Origin of the sequence: Streptomyces aculeolatus, from assembly GCF_020400605.1 — a bacterium.
In the GTDB taxonomy this organism is placed as follows: domain Bacteria; phylum Actinomycetota; class Actinomycetes; order Streptomycetales; family Streptomycetaceae; genus Streptomyces; species Streptomyces aculeolatus.
Map to the genome: position 1 here is coordinate 48,397 of NZ_JAINRD010000023.1, position 16,888 is coordinate 65,284.

General features: G+C 69.3%; 7 protein-coding genes. 3 read left to right on the forward strand and 4 right to left on the reverse strand.

Annotated features, from left to right (window positions below; translation table 11 throughout):
- Positions 1–97 precede the first annotated feature (97 nt).
- The gene (locus LG396_RS30165; protein WP_225797202.1) at positions 98–2,257 is read right to left on the reverse strand and encodes a serine/threonine-protein kinase; all 2,160 of its coding nucleotides are present in this window, start codon (positions 2,255–2,257) and stop codon (positions 98–100) included.
- A 211-nt stretch (positions 2,258–2,468) separates the two neighbouring features.
- Positions 2,469–4,175 (reverse strand): glycerol-3-phosphate dehydrogenase/oxidase, encoded by a 1,707-nt coding sequence (locus tag LG396_RS30170; RefSeq protein ID WP_018834774.1) that lies wholly within the window; start codon positions 4,173–4,175, stop codon positions 2,469–2,471.
- 249 nt (positions 4,176–4,424) lie between these two features.
- Between LG396_RS30170 and LG396_RS30175 the strand changes: the two genes are divergently transcribed.
- From LG396_RS30175 to LG396_RS30185, 3 genes are all read left to right on the forward strand, one after another.
- On the forward strand, positions 4,425–5,702 hold the full coding sequence (locus LG396_RS30175; RefSeq protein ID WP_130456990.1) for a nucleotide sugar dehydrogenase: 1,278 nt from the start codon (positions 4,425–4,427) through the stop codon (positions 5,700–5,702).
- 122 nt (positions 5,703–5,824) lie between these two features.
- Entirely contained in the window at positions 5,825–6,277 is a 453-nt protein-coding gene (locus LG396_RS30180; RefSeq protein ID WP_225797203.1) for a hypothetical protein, read from the forward strand.
- 118 nt (positions 6,278–6,395) lie between these two features.
- Positions 6,396–6,920 (forward strand): hypothetical protein, encoded by a 525-nt coding sequence (locus LG396_RS30185; RefSeq protein WP_037740141.1) that lies wholly within the window; start codon positions 6,396–6,398, stop codon positions 6,918–6,920.
- 133 nt (positions 6,921–7,053) lie between these two features.
- Here LG396_RS30185 and LG396_RS30190 read toward each other — a convergent pair whose 3' ends face one another.
- Together LG396_RS30190 and LG396_RS30195 are read right to left on the reverse strand one after the other, a co-directional pair.
- Positions 7,054–7,461 (reverse strand): hypothetical protein, encoded by a 408-nt coding sequence (locus LG396_RS30190; RefSeq protein WP_225797204.1) that lies wholly within the window; start codon positions 7,459–7,461, stop codon positions 7,054–7,056.
- Between the two features lie 411 nt (positions 7,462–7,872).
- Complete coding sequence (locus LG396_RS30195; protein WP_225797205.1) at positions 7,873–16,539, reverse strand: DNRLRE domain-containing protein; 8,667 nt, start codon at positions 16,537–16,539, stop codon at positions 7,873–7,875.
- Positions 16,540–16,888 lie beyond the last annotated feature (349 nt).

The following is a 16,888-nucleotide window of genomic DNA, read 5'->3' on the forward strand; positions in this document are numbered from 1 at the left end:
CCAAATGCGGTCGGTAGTCAGCCTGGTCCGGATGCGTACGGTCCGCGAGACATCACGATACGTGCTCGAGGGGTGGTCTGTGCCCCGCTCGCGCGGGTTAGTCGGCGGGCTTGAAGGATTCGAACGCCGTGTCGCGCAGCCCGCGGCACTCCGCGCTGTTCCACTCGCTCTCCGGGCAACTGATCATTATCGCGTAGCCGTGGGTGTCGTCCACGGCGAATCCGCGGTCCAGGACCCTGATGCGCTGACCGTCCTGCACCCGGCTGAACTGCCAGTCCGCGACGGTGGGGTACCCGCGCCACTCGACCTCCTTCATCGAGATCTTGCGGTAGCCGGAGCTGGACGAGCTGACGGCGCCCTCTATGTCCTGCCAGTTCGACAGCGCGCCGCCCGGGGAGTTGTTCGGCTGGGAGGTGAAGTCGATCTGCACGCGCGGGAAGGACGACGATCCGCTGTAGATCGCGCCGCCGCCGCCCGGGGAGGTCGCGGTGCGCTTCCAGCCGTCGGGGAGTGCCACGGAGTGCTTGAACTCCGCCTCGGTGAGCGTCGCGTAGCCGTCCGGTACGCCGGTGGAGCCCTTCCCGGAGCCGGAGCCGGAGCCGTCGTCGCCCTCGCCCTTGCCGTCGCCGGATCCCGGGCCGGAGGAGTCGTCGTCCTTGTCTCCCGCGGCGTCCTCGTCGTCCTGCTTGCGCTCGTCTTCCTGGGTGTCGTCCTTGCCGGAGCCGGCCTGGTCCTTGTCCTGCTTCCCGCTCTTGCCGTCCTGCGCGCCCGCGTCGGCGCTCTGCCCGCCGTCGCTGCCGGACGAGCCCGAGTCCGAGTCGCCGCCGCCCAGCGCCACGGCGAGCACCGTGCCGAGGACCGCCAGCGCCACCACCGCGGCGATGACGGCGAGCGTCCGCCGGGGCAGCGCCGCCACCCGTGCCGAGAGCGCACCCGCGCCGGCCCGCGCCCGGGCCGCCGGCGGCGCACCGCCGGTCACCGTCGTACGGGCTGAAGGGCTCTCGGCGGCGTCCGCACCGGACTCCCGCGGCGGCGTCGCCGGCCGGGCGGGCGTCGCGGACCCGGACTCGGGACGCGGCGGCAACGGCGGCGGCGTCCACGGCGGGGCCGGCGCGTCGGCCGGAGCCGCCGCCTCCGCCGCAGCGGCGGAGCCGGCACCGGCAGCCGCGGCACCGGCGCCACCGGCGGCCCCGGCCCGCCCCGCCGTACGGCGCTTGCCCTGGGGCTGCGCGTCCGTCCCCGAACCGTCCCCGCGCTCCGCCTTCTTCCGCCCCGTCTTCTTCCGCCGCACCGGCGCATCCGACGGCGCCGACGCCGCCGCACCCCGCCCCGCGCCGGACCCGGCGCCCGCGTCCGGCACCACCGGCAGCGGCACCATCTTCGTCGGCGCCGTCGCCGCCGAGGGCTCGCCCGGCACGTCCTCCGGCGCGTCGACGACCGCGCGCAGCAGCGCTCGCGCGCCCGCGTCGTCGAGCCGCTCGTCGGGGTCCTTGCGCAGCAGCCCGTAGATGCTGTCTTCCAGCGGACCGGCGTTCTTGGGCGGGTCGATGGGCTTGGTCATCACGGCGGTCAGCGTGGCGATGGCCGACCCCAGGTCGTACGGCGGGTGGCCCTCCACGGCCGCGTACAGCAGCCCGCCGAGCGACCACAGGTCGGACGCGGGGCCGGGCTTCTGGCCGCGGGCGCGCTCGGGCGAGATGTACGAGGGGGCGCCGACGAGCATGCCCGTCGTCGTGATGGACGGGTCGCCCTCGACCTGCGCGATGCCGAAGTCGGTGAGCACGACGCGGCCGTCGTCGGAGATGAGCACGTTCGACGGCTTCACGTCGCGGTGCAGGATGCCCTCGCGGTGCGCAGAGCGCAGCACGTCGAGCACGGCGAGGCCGACCTCGGCGGCGCGCCGCGGGGTCAGCGGGCCGTCGTCACGGGTGACGTCGGAGAGCGAGCGGCCCTCGATCAGCTCCATGACGATCCACGGGCGGTCGTCCTCGTCCACGACGTCGTAGACCGTGACCGCACCGGTGTTCCTGATCCGGGCGATCGCCTTGGCCTCGCGGAGCGTTCGCGTGATGAGGCGGCGCTTCTCGTCCTCGTCCACACTGGTGGGAAGGCGCAGCTCCTTGACCGCCACCGCGCGGCCCAGTACCTCGTCCGTGGCACGCCAGACGGTGCCCATGCCACCGCGGCCGAGCACCTCCCCGAGCCGATAGCGGCCGGCCACCAGCCGACCCGTCGCGCCGTCCCCTTCGCGCCCCATCGATCCCCTCAGCGATTCACCCCGGCAGGACCTCCATTGTGTCTTATCGCACGGACACCCCCGGCCGCCGGGCGAGGTTTCCCGTGATCGATCTTCCGCGGTGACCGGCCCGATCTGCGGCGTTCACGTTCCCCAAGACCCCTGACGCGCATGCTCACATGCACCTGCGAGGGACTCCCCGGCGCCTGCGGGCACCGGTAACCACTGCCGGCTACAGCGGCACGATCTCCGGCGCCCCGAGCCGCGCCGCGTCCGCGGTCTGGTCGTCCGGCTGCCGCTGCGACTCGCGCTCCGCCTCGACCCGCTTCTCGTAGTGCGCCACCTCGCGCTCGATCTGGTCCGCGTCCCAGCCCAGCACCGGCGCCATCAGCTCGGCGGCCTCGGCGGCGCACTGCGTGCCGCGGTCGAAGGTCTCGATGGAGATGCGGGTGCGCCGCGTCATCACGTCGTCGAGATGGCGGGCGCCCTCGTGGGAGGCCGCATACACGACCTCCGCGCGCAGGTAGTCGTCCGCGCCCGTGAGCGGCTGGCCCAGCGACGGGTCCCGCTCGATCAGCTCCAGCACCTCTTCCGCCAGTGACCCGTACCGGTTCAGCAGGTGCTCCACCCGTACGACGTGCACGCCCGTGCGCGCCGCCGTCCGCGCCCGCGCGTTCCACAGCGCCTGGTACCCCTCCGCGCCGAGCAGCCGCACCTCCTCGGTGACGCACGGCCCGACGCGCTGGTCGAGCCCGTGCACGGCCTCGTCGACGGCGTCCTTGGCCATCACGCGGTACGTCGTGTACTTGCCGCCGGCGACCACGACGAGCCCGGGCACCGGGTGCGCCACGGTGTGCTCGCGCGACAGTTTGCTGGTCGCGTCCGACTCGCCGGCGAGCAGCGGCCGCAGGCCCGCGTACACGCCCTCGACGTCATCTCTTGTCAGCGGCACCGCGAGCACGGAGTTGACGTGCTCCAGCAGGTAGTCGATGTCGGCGGAGGAGGCCGCCGGGTGGGCCTTGTCGAGGTCCCAGTCGGTGTCCGTGGTGCCGATGATCCAGTGCCGGCCCCAGGGGATGACGAACAGGACGCTCTTCTCGGTGCGCAGGATGAGACCGGTGGCGGAGTGGATGCGGTCCTTCGGTACGACGAGGTGGATGCCCTTCGACGCCCGTACGTGGAACTGCCCGCGCTCGCCGACCATCGCCTGCGTCTCGTCCGTCCACACGCCGGTGGCGTTGACGACCTGCCGCGCCCGCACCTCGAACTCCCCGCCCTGCTCCAGGTCGTGCACCCGGGCGCCGACGACCCGCTCGCCCTCGCGCAGGAAGCCCACGACCCGCGCGCGGTTGGCGACCTGCGCCCCGTACTGCGCGGCGGTGCGCACGAGCGTGGCGACGTAGCGCGCGTCGTCGACCTGCGCGTCGTAGTACTGCAGCGCGCCCACGAGCGCGTCCTTGCGCAGGCACGGCGCGACGCGCAGCGCGTGCGAGCGGGAGAGGTGGCGGTGCGCGGGCATGCCGCGGCCGTGTTCGCGGGAGACGGACATGGCGTCGTACAGCAGCACGCCGGAGCCCGCGTACGCCCGCTCCCAGGCCCGGTGCTTGAGGGGGTAGAGGAACGGCACCGGCTTGACCAGGTGCGGCGCCAGGCGCTCGGTGAGCAGCCCGCGCTCCTTCAGCGCCTCGCGGACGAGGGCGAAGTCCAGCATCTCCAGATAGCGCAGCCCGCCGTGGATGAGCTTGCTCGACCTGCTCGACGTGCCCGACGCCCAGTCCCGCGCCTCGACCAGCCCGGTGGCCAGCCCGCGGGTCGCCGCGTCCAGCGCCGTGCCCGCGCCGACCACGCCGGCGCCGACGACCAGCACGTCCAGCTCGCGTTCGGCCATCTGTGCGAGGGCTGCGCCGCGCTCGGCCGGCCCCAGTACCGCTGTCTTCACGGATGCCTCCTGTCCTGTCGCCCCGTTGCGGCAGTCCACGTGCCCACGTCCGATTCTGTCCGGACCCGCGCCGTACAGCCACTGTGCGGCACCACGGCAGCCGCGGGCAGCCCCGCACGGCCGCCGCGCCACAGGCATCACAAAGCGCCCAATACTGAATAACAGTCATATATGCCCGTAGCCTGACAAGAGCCTCCACCCCTCCCGGGCCCGGCGCCCCGGGACCGTCGGGAAGGACCCCCCGCAGACATGCCCGCAGACGTCGCCGTCATCGGACTCGGCCACCACGGCCTGCCGCTCGCCCAGGCCGCGGCGGCAGCCGGCTTCTCCGTCGTCGGATACGACCCCGACCCGCGCGCCGTCGACGCCCTCGCCGCCGGCCGCCCGCCGGTCGGCGGCTCGCTGACGGCCGCCGAGGTACGCAGGCTCCTGACCACCGGCTTCCGCCCCTCCGCGGACCCCGCCGACCTCGGCGGCGCCCGCACCGCCGTCATCTGCGTGCCCACCCCCCTCGCCGACGACGGCGCGCTCGACCTCGGCCCGGTCGCCGACGCGGCACGCGAGCTGGCGCGGCACCTCAAGCCGCGCACCACCGTGCTGCTGGAGTCCGCCGCGTACCCCGGGAGCACCGAGGACCTCCTGCGCCCCCTCCTGCAACAGGGCTCCGGGCTGCGCGCGGGACGCGACTTCCACCTCGCGTACTCCCCGGGCCCTCTCGACCCGGCCGACACCGCCCCCGCGCCGAAGGTCGTCGGCGGGCTGACCCCGGGGTGCACGGAGGCGGCGGTCGCGTTCTACGGACGCTTCGCGGAGCGGGTCGTACGGGCCCGGGGGCCGCGCGAGGCGGAGACGGTGCGGCTGCTGGAAGGCAACGTGCGGCACGTGAACTTCGCGCTCGTCAACGAGCTGGCCTGGTTCTGCCACGACCGGGGCATCGACCTGTGGGACGTCGTCCGCTGCGCCGAGACCCGCCCCTTCGGCACCGCCCACAGCTTCCGCCCCGGACCGGGCGTCGGCGGCCACGGGGTGCCCGTCGACCCGGGCCGCGTCCCCGTCCGCGTACCGCACCCGGGCGGCAGGGCCGCTCCCGGCTTCGACCACCCGCTGCGCATGGTGGACCTCGCCAGGGAGGTCAACGGCCGGATGCCCCGGTACGTCGTCCAGCGCTGCGCCCAGCTCCTCAACGAGCACGGCAAGTCCGCCCGCGGCGCCCGCGTGCTGCTCCTCGGCGTCACGTACGAACCGGACGTCGCCGACCTGGAGCGCACCCCGGCGGGCGACGTCGCGGCCCGGCTGACGGAGCTGGGGGCGCGGGTGGGGTTCCACGACCCGTACGTCACGACGTGGCAGGTGCTGGGGCGGCCGGTGCCGCGGGCGGCGGCACCGTACGACGCGGCGGCGGACGCGGACCTGACGGTGCTGCTCCAGCCGCACCGGACGTACGACCTCCAGGCGCTGGCGGTCAAGGCGCAGCTCCTCCTCGACACCCGGGGCGCGACTCCGCCGGGAGCGGCGCACCGGCTGTGACGGCGGGGCGCCCCGCGGTCCCCGGTGCGGGGCGGCGGGGGGCGTGAACACCGCGCGGATCACCCGGTCTCCGGGGTGCCGGAACCGGAGGTCCGCCGCCGGAACTGCTACCGTTCGGCCGTATGGGTGATGCGGTGATGACGACGGCCGACAGCCGCCCCCGGCTGCTGCAGGCGCTCGCCGTCGGCGCCGCCGCCACCGTGGCGGGAGCGCTGGTCCTGGGCCTGACACAGGGCCTGGTGGGCGAACGCGGCCTGGAGCTCGGCTACTGGGCGCTGGCCCTCGGCCTCCTCGTCGGCGCCGCCGTGGGCCGCGCGGGCGAGCCGACCCGCACCTCGTCCCTCCTGGCGGTCCCCGTGGCGCTCGCCGGCGTCCTCCTCACCCAGCTCACGGCCGCCGCCGTGCACCTCTCCACCGCCGACGTGGGGGCGGCCTACGACTTCTGGCGCACCGAGGTGCTGGGGAAGAACGACATGACGTTCTACCTGGTGGCCGCGGCCGAAGCGTTCCTGGTCAGCCAGCGGGTGTCCGAAGTTCGAAACAACATGTCGCAGTCGCGTCACGACTCCCCATAAGGGCTTGTTGTCGGGCACCGCTCAACTGCTAGCGTGCCGCGGGTTGTCCCACTGACCGCGCCCACCACACCAACTGTCCCCGGGCACGGCAGACCCAAACATCCGGGGGGAATTACCCATGTCCCAGCCGTATCAGCAGCAGCCAGGTCCCGGCGTTCCCGGCCAGCAGCCGTATGGCGCTCCGCCGCCCTACGCGCAGCAGCCGCCCGCCAGTTCCGGCAACCCCGGCCTCGCCATCGGGGTCGGCATCGTCGCGATGATCGTCGGCGCGGTCATCTACGGCGGCATCATGCTGGCCACCTCGGGGGACGCTGGCGAGTACACGCTGTACGCCTACCCCGCCGCCGCGGCCGGCATCCTCGTCGGCCTTGCGTTCGGCAAGCTCGGCGGGCAGAACCCGGCGCTGCCCTTCGTCGCCATCGCCCTCGGGATCATCGGCGCGATCATGGGCCAGTTCCTCGGCTACGCCCTCCTGATCAACGACTGGACGGAAGGCCAGATCGGCGTCGCGACGGCGTTCACCGACGAGTTCGACACGCTGAAGGAGGCCTTCAAGGAGGACTTCGACGCGCTGGTGGCCGCGATGTACGCGATCGGCGGCGCAGCGGGCTTCGGCATCACGAAGCGCCTCGGCAACAGCTGAGGCAGCCGCACCGCAAGGCAACGGCGCAGGGCCGGTAACCGCAAAGGATGCGGCCCCGGCCCTGCGCCGTTTTGCAGCCCTACGCCGTTGCAGCCCGGCGCCGTTCCCAGCCCCGCCGCCCTGCGGCCCACCGTCAGGCCCGAGGCAGCGCGGCACCCAGCCGCCCGTGCAGCAGCAGGTAGAAGACGTACAGCGACTCACGGCCGCCCTTCCCGCGGTCGTAGCGCCGCTGGGCGCGTCCGAGGGGGTTCCACACCCGCCCGTCCGGCATCCGTACGCCGACGGGCTGCTCGAAGTAGTCGCGTTGCAGGTCGTCGAGGTCGACCCAACTCCCGCCCCCGGACCGGACCATGACCTCCCCCACGTACGCCCCGACCCCCCGCAGCGCCCGCGCCACGGCCTGCTCGTCGGCCCCCCGGCCGGCCCGGATCCCGGCCACGATCCGGTCCGCCAGCCGCAGGCTCTCCACGGAGTAGTCCAACGGCAGCCGCCGCGGCCCCCGCATCCACTCGGCCACCACCCCCTCCACGTACCGGCTCATCCCAGCCGCTTCGGGTAACACATCGCTCGCATGCCCCATGGGAATCCCCTCCACGCTCGTCGGCTGTGACCTTCACATGAACAGCGCCGGGATCATGATTAAACGTCACACCTGCAAGGCGTGACTCTTCCCACACGAGGTGTCACCACAAAGGTCTGGACAAACCCCCGACATGCCGGATCCGGCAACCTCTTCCACACGCAGTTCAGCGATCAATGACGTCACTGCTCGCCCCTCAAGAAGGCGCCGCAGCACGCCGATCAGGAGCCCCGCAACGGGGAGTGGCGCTCGCCCTCCAGCGCCGACTCCGCCCCCCGCAGCCTTGACCACCCCTCGGTCTGCCGAGAGGACGATGCCCATTGGCCAAGCCACTCCCGGCAGACCGACTCTGCGGTCAGATTCTTAACACCGTCAGCCACCTGCATGCTTGTTCACGAACTCTTCCAACCACTCCGGCTTACTGCGTGGCGGGTTCAGAGCGTAATCAAGTACAGTCGCACCCACCGTCACTACGGGTTTGGCGACTTTGCTCAAGGATATGGCAACATTCCCCAGAGTCCCGCCCATGCCAAACTTCTCCGCATAGTACCCTGCCTTATCCGCCACATACGTTTGCTGGCTCGCATCTCGCGTGGCCCAGGCGGTCTCGAACCTATCGCTCGCCGGTTCATCCGAGTCTATGCCGTCCATAAAACCACGCACGCTGAAGAAGGAAACCAGCCCGTACAGATCGCCTCCACCCCAGTCCACCCGGACTTCGAGGTCGTCCCACCCGACGTCCTGCGGAGCACCGGATCCCGCGGACTCGACCATCTCACAGATGTATTTTCCGTGACCTATCGGCGTATTACAGCGCTCCACCATCCCTGAATCGCGCTTCATGTCTTGATTATTCCTGACGTTGAGGAACTTCTCAGCCGTCTGAGTGTGGACGCCTTCCCTGTCCACTCGATGATGGGTGACCTTTGTGTGCGTAAAGTCCCGCCCTGCATAAAGGTCCTCTACTTCACTCCACATGTACCCACCACCAGTAGAGTGATTGACGCCGCTTTCATCGGTGTAGGAGAGGCTGCCGTCGGCTCGCGTCATGTTGCCGTCGCCGCAACTGACATCGTCGCCTTCGCCACCGCAGGCGAGGCCGTGGCCGTCGAGTTCGATTCCTGTGGTCGGGTTGCCACCCGCGAAGGCGTAGCGGTTTCCGGTTATGCGGTCTGCGCCGAGGCTCATGTCGGCAAGTGCGCCGTTGTACATGTCACGGGTGAGGAAGCGGTTCAGGGAGGGGTCGTAGTCGCGGAAACCCATGTCGTAGGTTTGTGATGGCTCGTCCCAGCGCTTGGAGTTGAAGCGGTAGGGATTGTACGGCTCCGCGTCGGGAGTACTGGCACCGGGTTTGTCGATACCGGTGAAGTCCGACTCATCGTTACTGCCGTACGAGGTGTAGCCGTAGGTTGCCTTGGTGTTGCCTTCGGCGTCGGTGAGGGTTTCGACATCGGTGTGGCTGTTGTAGCCGTACACGCCGAGTTCCCGGGTGCCGTCGGCGTCGTGCTTGATCTGAGAGAGTCGATCTCCCCACGGACCGTACTGATAAGACTTCGTGACTTCACCCGCCACCCGCTCGTCCAGTACCTCTTCGGACATGCCCAGGTAGCTGTAGTCGGTGGTCTTGCCGCTGTTGTCGGTCTTGGACGTCGTTCGGTCCAGGGGGTCGTAGGTGTACGAGGTCTTCTGGGTGCCGCTATCCTGCACGCGGCTGTGCTCGGTGACGTGGTCGAAGCCGTCATAGGTGCTGCGTTCGATGACTTGATCGGCGGCTGTAACGGTGTCGAGTCGACCGTAGGGGTCGTAGTTGTACGACGCGGCGGTGTCATCGGAGGTGGCCGAGACCAGCCGGTTGCGGTTGTAGGTGTACGTGGTGTCGGCGTCCTTGACCCTCTGGCTGACGACGTTGGCATTGTCGTCGTGTACGTAGGTCTCCGTCGTCGCCCCGTGGCCGGTCTTCGTGACCTGCGCGATCCGGTCCACCGGGTCGTACCGATACGTCGACGTCGATTCCAGGTACGCCGTGTGGTCGTCGGCGTTCATCTTCTTCGCGATGTCCCGGGACTTGTTCCCGTTGACGTCCCAGTCGTACTCGTGCGACGCGACCAGGTCGTAGTGGTTGTACTCCTGGGTCGTCTTCAGTGCGCCGTTCGCGTAGTAGGAGTAGTCGACGAAGTTCTCGTTCGCCTTGTACTCCCGAAGCTTCTGGCCCCGCGGTGTGTACAAGTATTCCGTGAGGCGCTTCTTCGGGTCGTCCGGGCTGTCTCCGGCCTCGACCATGGCGACCAGGTTCCGGACGTCGTAGGCGTAGGACTGGAACTCGTCCGGGTGCGTCATCGTCGCCGGCTGGCCGTTCGCGTCGTACGTCATCGACGTGGTCTTCTTCGGCTCGCCAGCCAGGTTCTCGGTGACCTTCTCGACCTGGTTGAGGCCGGTGTAGCCGATGACGTAGGCATCGATCTTGGCGCCCGAGGAGATGTCGTTGATGTCGACGAGGTTGCCGTTGGCGTCGTAGCGGTACGTGAAGTCCTTGCGCTCCTCGTCAACAGCGAACGAGTCGTCGCGGACGAGCTGCACCGCGTCCGCGGTCACTGTGCCCTGGTCACTTCCCTTCAGGGACAAACTCTTGATGCCCTGCTTGAAGGGGTACGTGCCGAGCTTCACCCAGCGGCCTGTCCGCTCACTCTGGTCGGTTGTCGCCGTGGCGGTGCCTTCGGCGTGGTCGATCTCGTAGCGGGCGCCTGGGGCGGCGTCGGGGGTCTTCGGGTACTTGGCGTAGACGGTGTAGTCGCCCTTGGCCGGGATGTTGAGCTGCCAGGTGAAGGCGCCTTCCTTGCCGGCCGCGAGCGTGCTGTGGTCGTAGCCCTGGCTGGACTTCGTGCCGCGCCGGGGGCTGCTCGTCGTCCAGTCGCCCTTCGACGAGGTGCTCTGGGTGTCGGAGTTGTCGACGAGGACGGTCTGCCGGCCGACCGGGACGCCCTCGTCGGTACGGGCGGCAAGGGAGCCGTCGGGGTGGTAGGTCCAGCCCATGGTGCGGGAGCTGGCGCCGCCCGTACTGGTGAGGGTTCGGGAAGTCTGCTGGCCCAGGTCGTTGTAGTCGTAGGCGGTGGTGATCTCCCACGGGTCGGTGGAGTTGCGGATCCAGCCGTTGTCGAAGTGGGTGTACGCGGTCTCGTTGCGGACCGTCTCGCCCTCCGACGGGGGCGCGGAAACCTTCGAGACGTTGCCGACCGCGTCGTACGTCGTCTCCGTGAACACGTCGGGACTGTGGTACCGGGTGTCGTTCGGGTCGTAGGGCTGGTACTGGCGCACCGGGCGGTTCAGCTCGTCGTACGTGGTGCGGTGGGTGAAGTCGTCCGGGGTTGCGGTGGTCGCGACGCCGCGGGGGGTTTCGACCTCGGTGCGGTTGCCGGCCTGGTCGTAGGTGAACTTCGTGGTGCGCACCGTCTCTGCGTCGGTGTCGTAGGGGACGCGTTGGGCGGTGGGCAGGCCGCGTTCGTCGTAGTCGGTCTCCGTGGTCTTCTGTGCCTGGTCGGTCGTGGCGATGACCAGGGAGTCCTTGTCGTAGGTGGTCGTGGTGGTTTCGCCTGCGGCGTCGGTGACCGTGCTCGGGCGGTGGTTGAGGTCGTAGTCCGTCCTGGTGGTGAAGTCGTCGGTCTCCGGGGTCTCGTTCTTCTTGGGGTCGATGACGTGGGTGAGGTTGCCGACGCCGTCGTAGCGGTAGGAGAGCTTGTCGCCGTCGGCGTTGACGACATCGGTGAGCTGGTAGATCGCGTCGTAGGTGTTGGTGGTGACGAAGTCGTCGGGGTTGTCTGCCGTGGCCACGCCCTTGGGTTCGGTCGTGGTGAGGAGGTTGCCGACGCGGTCGTAGGTGTAGCGGGTCTCCCGGCCGGTGGTGTTGTTGTCCGGGGCGGTGGCCGAGGTGACCTGGTCCGCCTTGTCGTACGTCGCGGTGGAGACGGCGCCGTTGGGGGCGGTGGCGCGGGTGAGGTTGTCGTTGGCGTCGTAGACCGGGGCGGGTGTGGTGATGAACTCACCCGCGGTCTTGGGGACGACGTTCTCGCCGGGGCGGCCGTAGGTGTCGTAGGTCTGGGTGGTGGTCTTTTCCCGGGCGTCGGTGACTTCGAGGACCTGGCCGCGTTCGTCGTAGACGAAGTCGGTCTGGTGCTGTTGGGCGTCGGTGATCCGCTGGGGGTAGCCGGTGGGGGTGAAGGCGGCGTTGATAGTGGTGTTGTTGCGCGGATCGGTCGCCGTCAGGAGCTGGCCGTGGCCGTCGTAGGTGTAGCGGGTGGTGTAGTCGCCCGCTTCCGCGGTGGCGGTGCCCTTGGGGTCGGTGACGGTGAGCAGGTTGCCGTACGCGTCGTAACTGAAGGTCCAGGCGCGGCGCTCGGGCGAGGTCTTGCGCCACAGATCCTTCACGTACGCGTCCCCGACTCGGGCGGAGTACTCGTACAAGGTGGCGTTGTCGGGGGTGGCGCCGTCGGTGCAGACGCTGGGTTCGGGGGCGCCGCCGGCGGCCTTGTTCTGTTCGGCGTCGCGCTGCCAGAGGGGGTATCCGGTGGCGGGGTCGTAGCAGTAGGCGGTTTCGGCGCCCTTGGCATCGCGGAGGTTGATGACGTTGTTGTCCGCGTCCCAGGACATCTGGGTGGTCTCGTTCTTGGCGTTGGTCAGCGTCACCGGGCGGCCGAAGTCGTCCGTGGTGTAGTCGGTGACGTTGCCTTCGGCGTCGGTCAGCTTCGTGTCCGTGAACTTCGGGTTGTCCGCGGGGTTGTCCGCGTCGCCTGCGGCGTACGTGAACTCGGTGTCGTTGCCGCGCCGGTCGGTGATCTTCTTGGTCCACCAGTGGTACTTGGGGTCGTCTCCGGCGCTGGGGGCGTTGTAGTCCAGTGCGGTGTTGTTCTGGCGCGGGTCCTGGACGCCGGTGAGTTTGACGTTCTTGTTGCCCTGGCCGACGTCGTAGGTGAAGTCGAATTCCTTGGGCTGTGCGCTGCCCGCGCCGTCGACCATACGGCCCAGGAGGCCCTTTTCGGTGTAGTAGAAGGCGAGTGTGCGGCCGGAGATGTCGGTGACCGACTTGATGTGGTCGTAGATCTTGGAGTTGTTCAGCTTCCCCGAGCCGGCGACCTGCTCGCCCGCGTCGTTGATGTAGTCGTACGACGTGTCGCCCTTCTGGTAGTACTCGACTTCGAGGGACTTCCGGCCGGCGGGGTCGGTGATGTAGTCGAGGAACTTCACCGGCTTGTTGTTGGACTTGCGCTCGGTGTACGTGTACGTCTGCGTGTTCCCGTTGGGGTCGACGACCGAGGTCAGGTAGCCGTCACAGCCGAAGAGGAACCGGGTGCCGTCCGGGCGGGTCGCCGTCCAGGCGTCCGGGATCGGGTCCTTGGACGGGGTGCAGTCCAGGCCCGGCTTGGGTTCGAGCCTGTAGTGGACACCCGCGGGGGCTTTGAAGGTGCCGTCTTCCTGCTTGCGGAAGACGTGGGTGGTGCCGTCACCGTCCGGCCAGCGGACCTCCGTGGGGCGCGGGTTGGGGTGGAAGTCCAGCGGGGCGCCCAGGCGTAGTGGGCCGGCGGCCTGGGCGGAGATGCCGTGGCCGGTGACGGTGTCGGAGGTGTCGAGGGAGTTGTAGGCGACGCGGAAGAAGGTGTTCAGGCCGCGGCCGGGGTTGGTGAAGGCGTCGTAGGACCACACCGCGTTACCGGCGGCGGTGTTGTTCATCACCGTCGAGCCGGCGCCGGTGGACGTGCCGGTGTAGGAGTAGAACTTCTCCAGACCGAGCTCATCAGAGGTGGGGTCCTCGACGGCCACGCGCTGGGTGAGGCCGGGGATGCCCTCCTGGTCCGACAGCCACCTGTCCACGTCACCGCGGTAGACGTCCCAGGTCAGCTGATAGTCCGTGCGTTTGTTGCCCGAATCGGAGTTGACCGGTGTCTTAACCTGCGCGGTGACGGTCTTCTCCGTGCCCGGCGGGATACTGGCCGGCAGGCCGGTGACGACCGGCTGTCCGAGGCCGGGCGGGGTGCTGCCGTCGGGCAGGGTCCACCGGTACGACAGCCCCCAGGTGGCCGGGTTGGCGTTCAGGGTGAAGTCGGTGGTGTTGGTGAACGTGACCTCGACGTTGTAGGTGCTGTTCGGCGTCATCCGCTGCGGCGTGCCGGGGGCGTAGTACGTCGATTCGGCGGTGGCGTCGACGTAGATGACGCGCATCAGCGGGCCGAGTTGCTGGTCCTGGCCCTCGCTGGACAACCAGAGTGACCGCTCCCGCGGCCCGGTGGCGGACTCGTTGGCCAGCTTGACCATCGCGCCCTTGTTGGTGGCGGGCGTGCTGACCCAGTCCTTGACCATCGTCGTGGCGTCCCACCAGTGCCGGCCCACGTCTTCGGTCCACTGCGGCACCGTGTCCGAGAGGCTCGCCGAGACGTCTCCGCCGGGTTTGGTCCAGGCGGTGGCGGCGTTGGCGTTGTTCCAGGTCGCGGTCGTCTCATCGAACCCGCGGTCGAGGGGGCGCAGTTCGTAGACTGCGCCGGTCGATCCCTCGTCGCGGGTGGTCTGGGTGCCCCACATCTGCAGTTGGGCTTCGAGGACGGTCGCGGTGGTGGGGATCGTGGAGGTGTCGAAGTCCAGTGCGGCGCGGGTGGTGCCGTAGGTGTCGGAGTTGTTGCCCACGGACAGCCAGTTCTGACCCACACCCCAGGATTCGATGGTGTCCTGGTTGGTGTTCGGCTGCGCCGAGGACAGCGTCGTGTCCGCCACGGCTCCGCCGGCGGAGCCCTGGATGAGTTTCATGGTCCGGCCTGCTTTGGGGATGCCCACGATCCGGGTGGGCGAGCCCAGCAGGTCACCGTCTGCCGTCTTGACCGCGATCTGGTAGTAGTACGACTTCCCGATCTCGTCCACTGACGAGTCCGGAGTCGGGACCGCGGTCGTATCGGTGAAGTTGTCGGTCTGCTGGTCGCCGATCGGGGCGATGAGCGTGGCCGGCGAGGGGGTGAACGCCTGCTGGGTGGAGCGGTGGATCTGGTACTCGGCGAAGTCCGCCCCGGCATCGGCGGTGGTGTTGGTATAGGTCTTCCAGTGCAGCTCCGGGCCGGTGCCATGCACGACGGTCGGGGAGTCGAGTGCGGTGCCGATGCGGCCGTAGGAGACCGTGAGCCTGGGGATGGTGGAGGTCTCGCCGCCGTAGGAGCCGTCGCCGGCCTCGTACCGCGGCCCACCGCGTGCATTGGCACCTGTCGGGTTCTCGTCGTACGCCTTGAGCACGAAGCCGTTGTTGGGCAGGGTGCCGTTCACCCACTCCTGCACCGAGTTCTTCACCGGAAAGTTGTGCCACTGGTTGTACTCCCCCGCGTCTTTCCACAGCTCCGCCCGGTTGACCAGCCGCACCGCGTCCGCGACGTTCTTGCTCGACGCATCCCCGGTGTCACCCAGCTTGATCGTGTTCCCGGTGCCCTTGGCGTAGCTCAGCTCCTCCGTGCCCAGGTCCACCCACCGGCCGGACGTCCCGCGCTGGTCCACGGTGACGTTCGCTGTCCCGCCGCGGTGCTTGATCTCGTACGGCGCCGCCGACGCCGCGTCCGCGACCCCCGGGATGTACACGTCCGTGAGGTAGTAGGCGGTCTCGGGCACCTCGGGCTGCCAGGTGTACGACTCGCCCGTGGCCGAGTTCTGGTTGTAGCGGTAGTCGGACTCGATCCCCGCCCCGGCCACCCGGGTCCAGTCGCCGACCGCGGCGGTGCCGGCGCGGCCGTCGTCGAGCTGCAGCTTCGTACCCGACAGATCGCCCAGCAGGTCCTTGGTGCTGTCCCAGGTGGCTGTCGTCTCGTCCCACGGTCCGGTGGCCTCGTGCGCCTCGATCTTCACGCTCTTACCGCCGGTGGTGTGCGCCTGGTCGTAGTACAGGCTCAGCCGCGCCGAATCCACCGCCACGCCCGCCGGGATCTCGTCCAGCGGGAACTTGATCAGCGAGCGGGCCACACCGGTCGGGGTCGTACCCACCTGCAGATCCCACGCCTGCCCGAAGTTCACCCCGGACTGATCGGAGAGCACCATGACGTCCTGCGACTGGGATGGCGACGGCGCGATGGTGATCGTCGGGTCGACCTTCACCGGGTACTGCCGCTCCTTCGCGGCCAGCCAGCCCGCATCCGGGGTCAGCGTCAGCAGCCACTGCTTCCCGTCCCGGCTCAGCTTCTGCGTGACCTTCGGACTCCACGGCCTGCCGTACGGGGAGGAGGCGTCCTTGGCCGCATCCGTCATGAACGGCGCCGGGATCACCAGCACCGGATCCCTGCTCGTCTCGTGGAAGAACGCGACCGAACCGTCCTTACGGGACTCGGGCGTCAGACCGTCGGTGACGTCCATGGTGAAGGCGAACGACACCGGCCCGTCGGGCCGTTCGTCAAGGACGATGTCCTCCTTCACCTCCCCCGCGCCCACCCGGTACGTGAGGTCCGCACCGTTGACCGCGTCGGGGTAGGTGACCGTGTCGCCCTCGGCCCGCGGCTTCAGCCCACCGCTCGCGTCCTTCAGCCCGAACGTCACGGACTGACCCAGCTGGGCCTCGACCTTCAGCAGCCGCTCGGCCGAGTCACCGAAGTAACTGCGAGCGAGGTTGGTGGTGTTGGCGTACGCGTAGCCCTTGGCGTCGGACTCCGTCACCGCGGTGTCGATCGCCTTCCAGGCGCCGCCGCGGGTCTCGTACGACGTGGGTGCGGCGGCCAGCTCCGCCTCTACCCGGCCGTCCGACATCCGCCAGAACCGCGCCTCCGGCGTACGGCGACCGGTCAGCTCCTTCACCCGCTTCGCCGCCGGCTCCGTCTTGCCCGCAGGCAGCTTCTCCCGGCTCGCAGGGTTCCGGCTGTCGCTCGACGGCGGCTCGTCGTCATCCGGATCGTCGTCGCTGAACCAGTCCCTGACGGTGTCCACGACCCCGCCGGCCCCGGGCGTGGAACCCGCCGCAAAAGCCGGCTGCGGCAACAGCGTCACCAAAAAAGCCGCCGCCACCGCCGACGAAACAAACCGCCCCAGCCGAGCCCTCATCCAGCACCCCTTCACGCCATTTCCCTGCGCGTGAATACACACAGGAAAACGGCACGCCGAATAACCGGACGGGCAGATGCCCGGCCAGCACAACGCACGCAGTGCATGGGGGGTAGTCGCCCGATCTTCAACGGATCGCTGTGTACCTGTCAAGCGATCGGCGATACAGGGTCAAAACACCTCAAATACACCTGCCCGAGCAGCGCGTAGTAGCACCGTGCACACACAATGAATCCATCAACTGCCCTGGTCAACACACCACAGTGACCTGCTCCCCGCAGCAGAGCCCCGCCCGAATCTGAGAATCACCCACTCGCAGTGAATTCTCGCCGGAAAATGAGAAGGGACC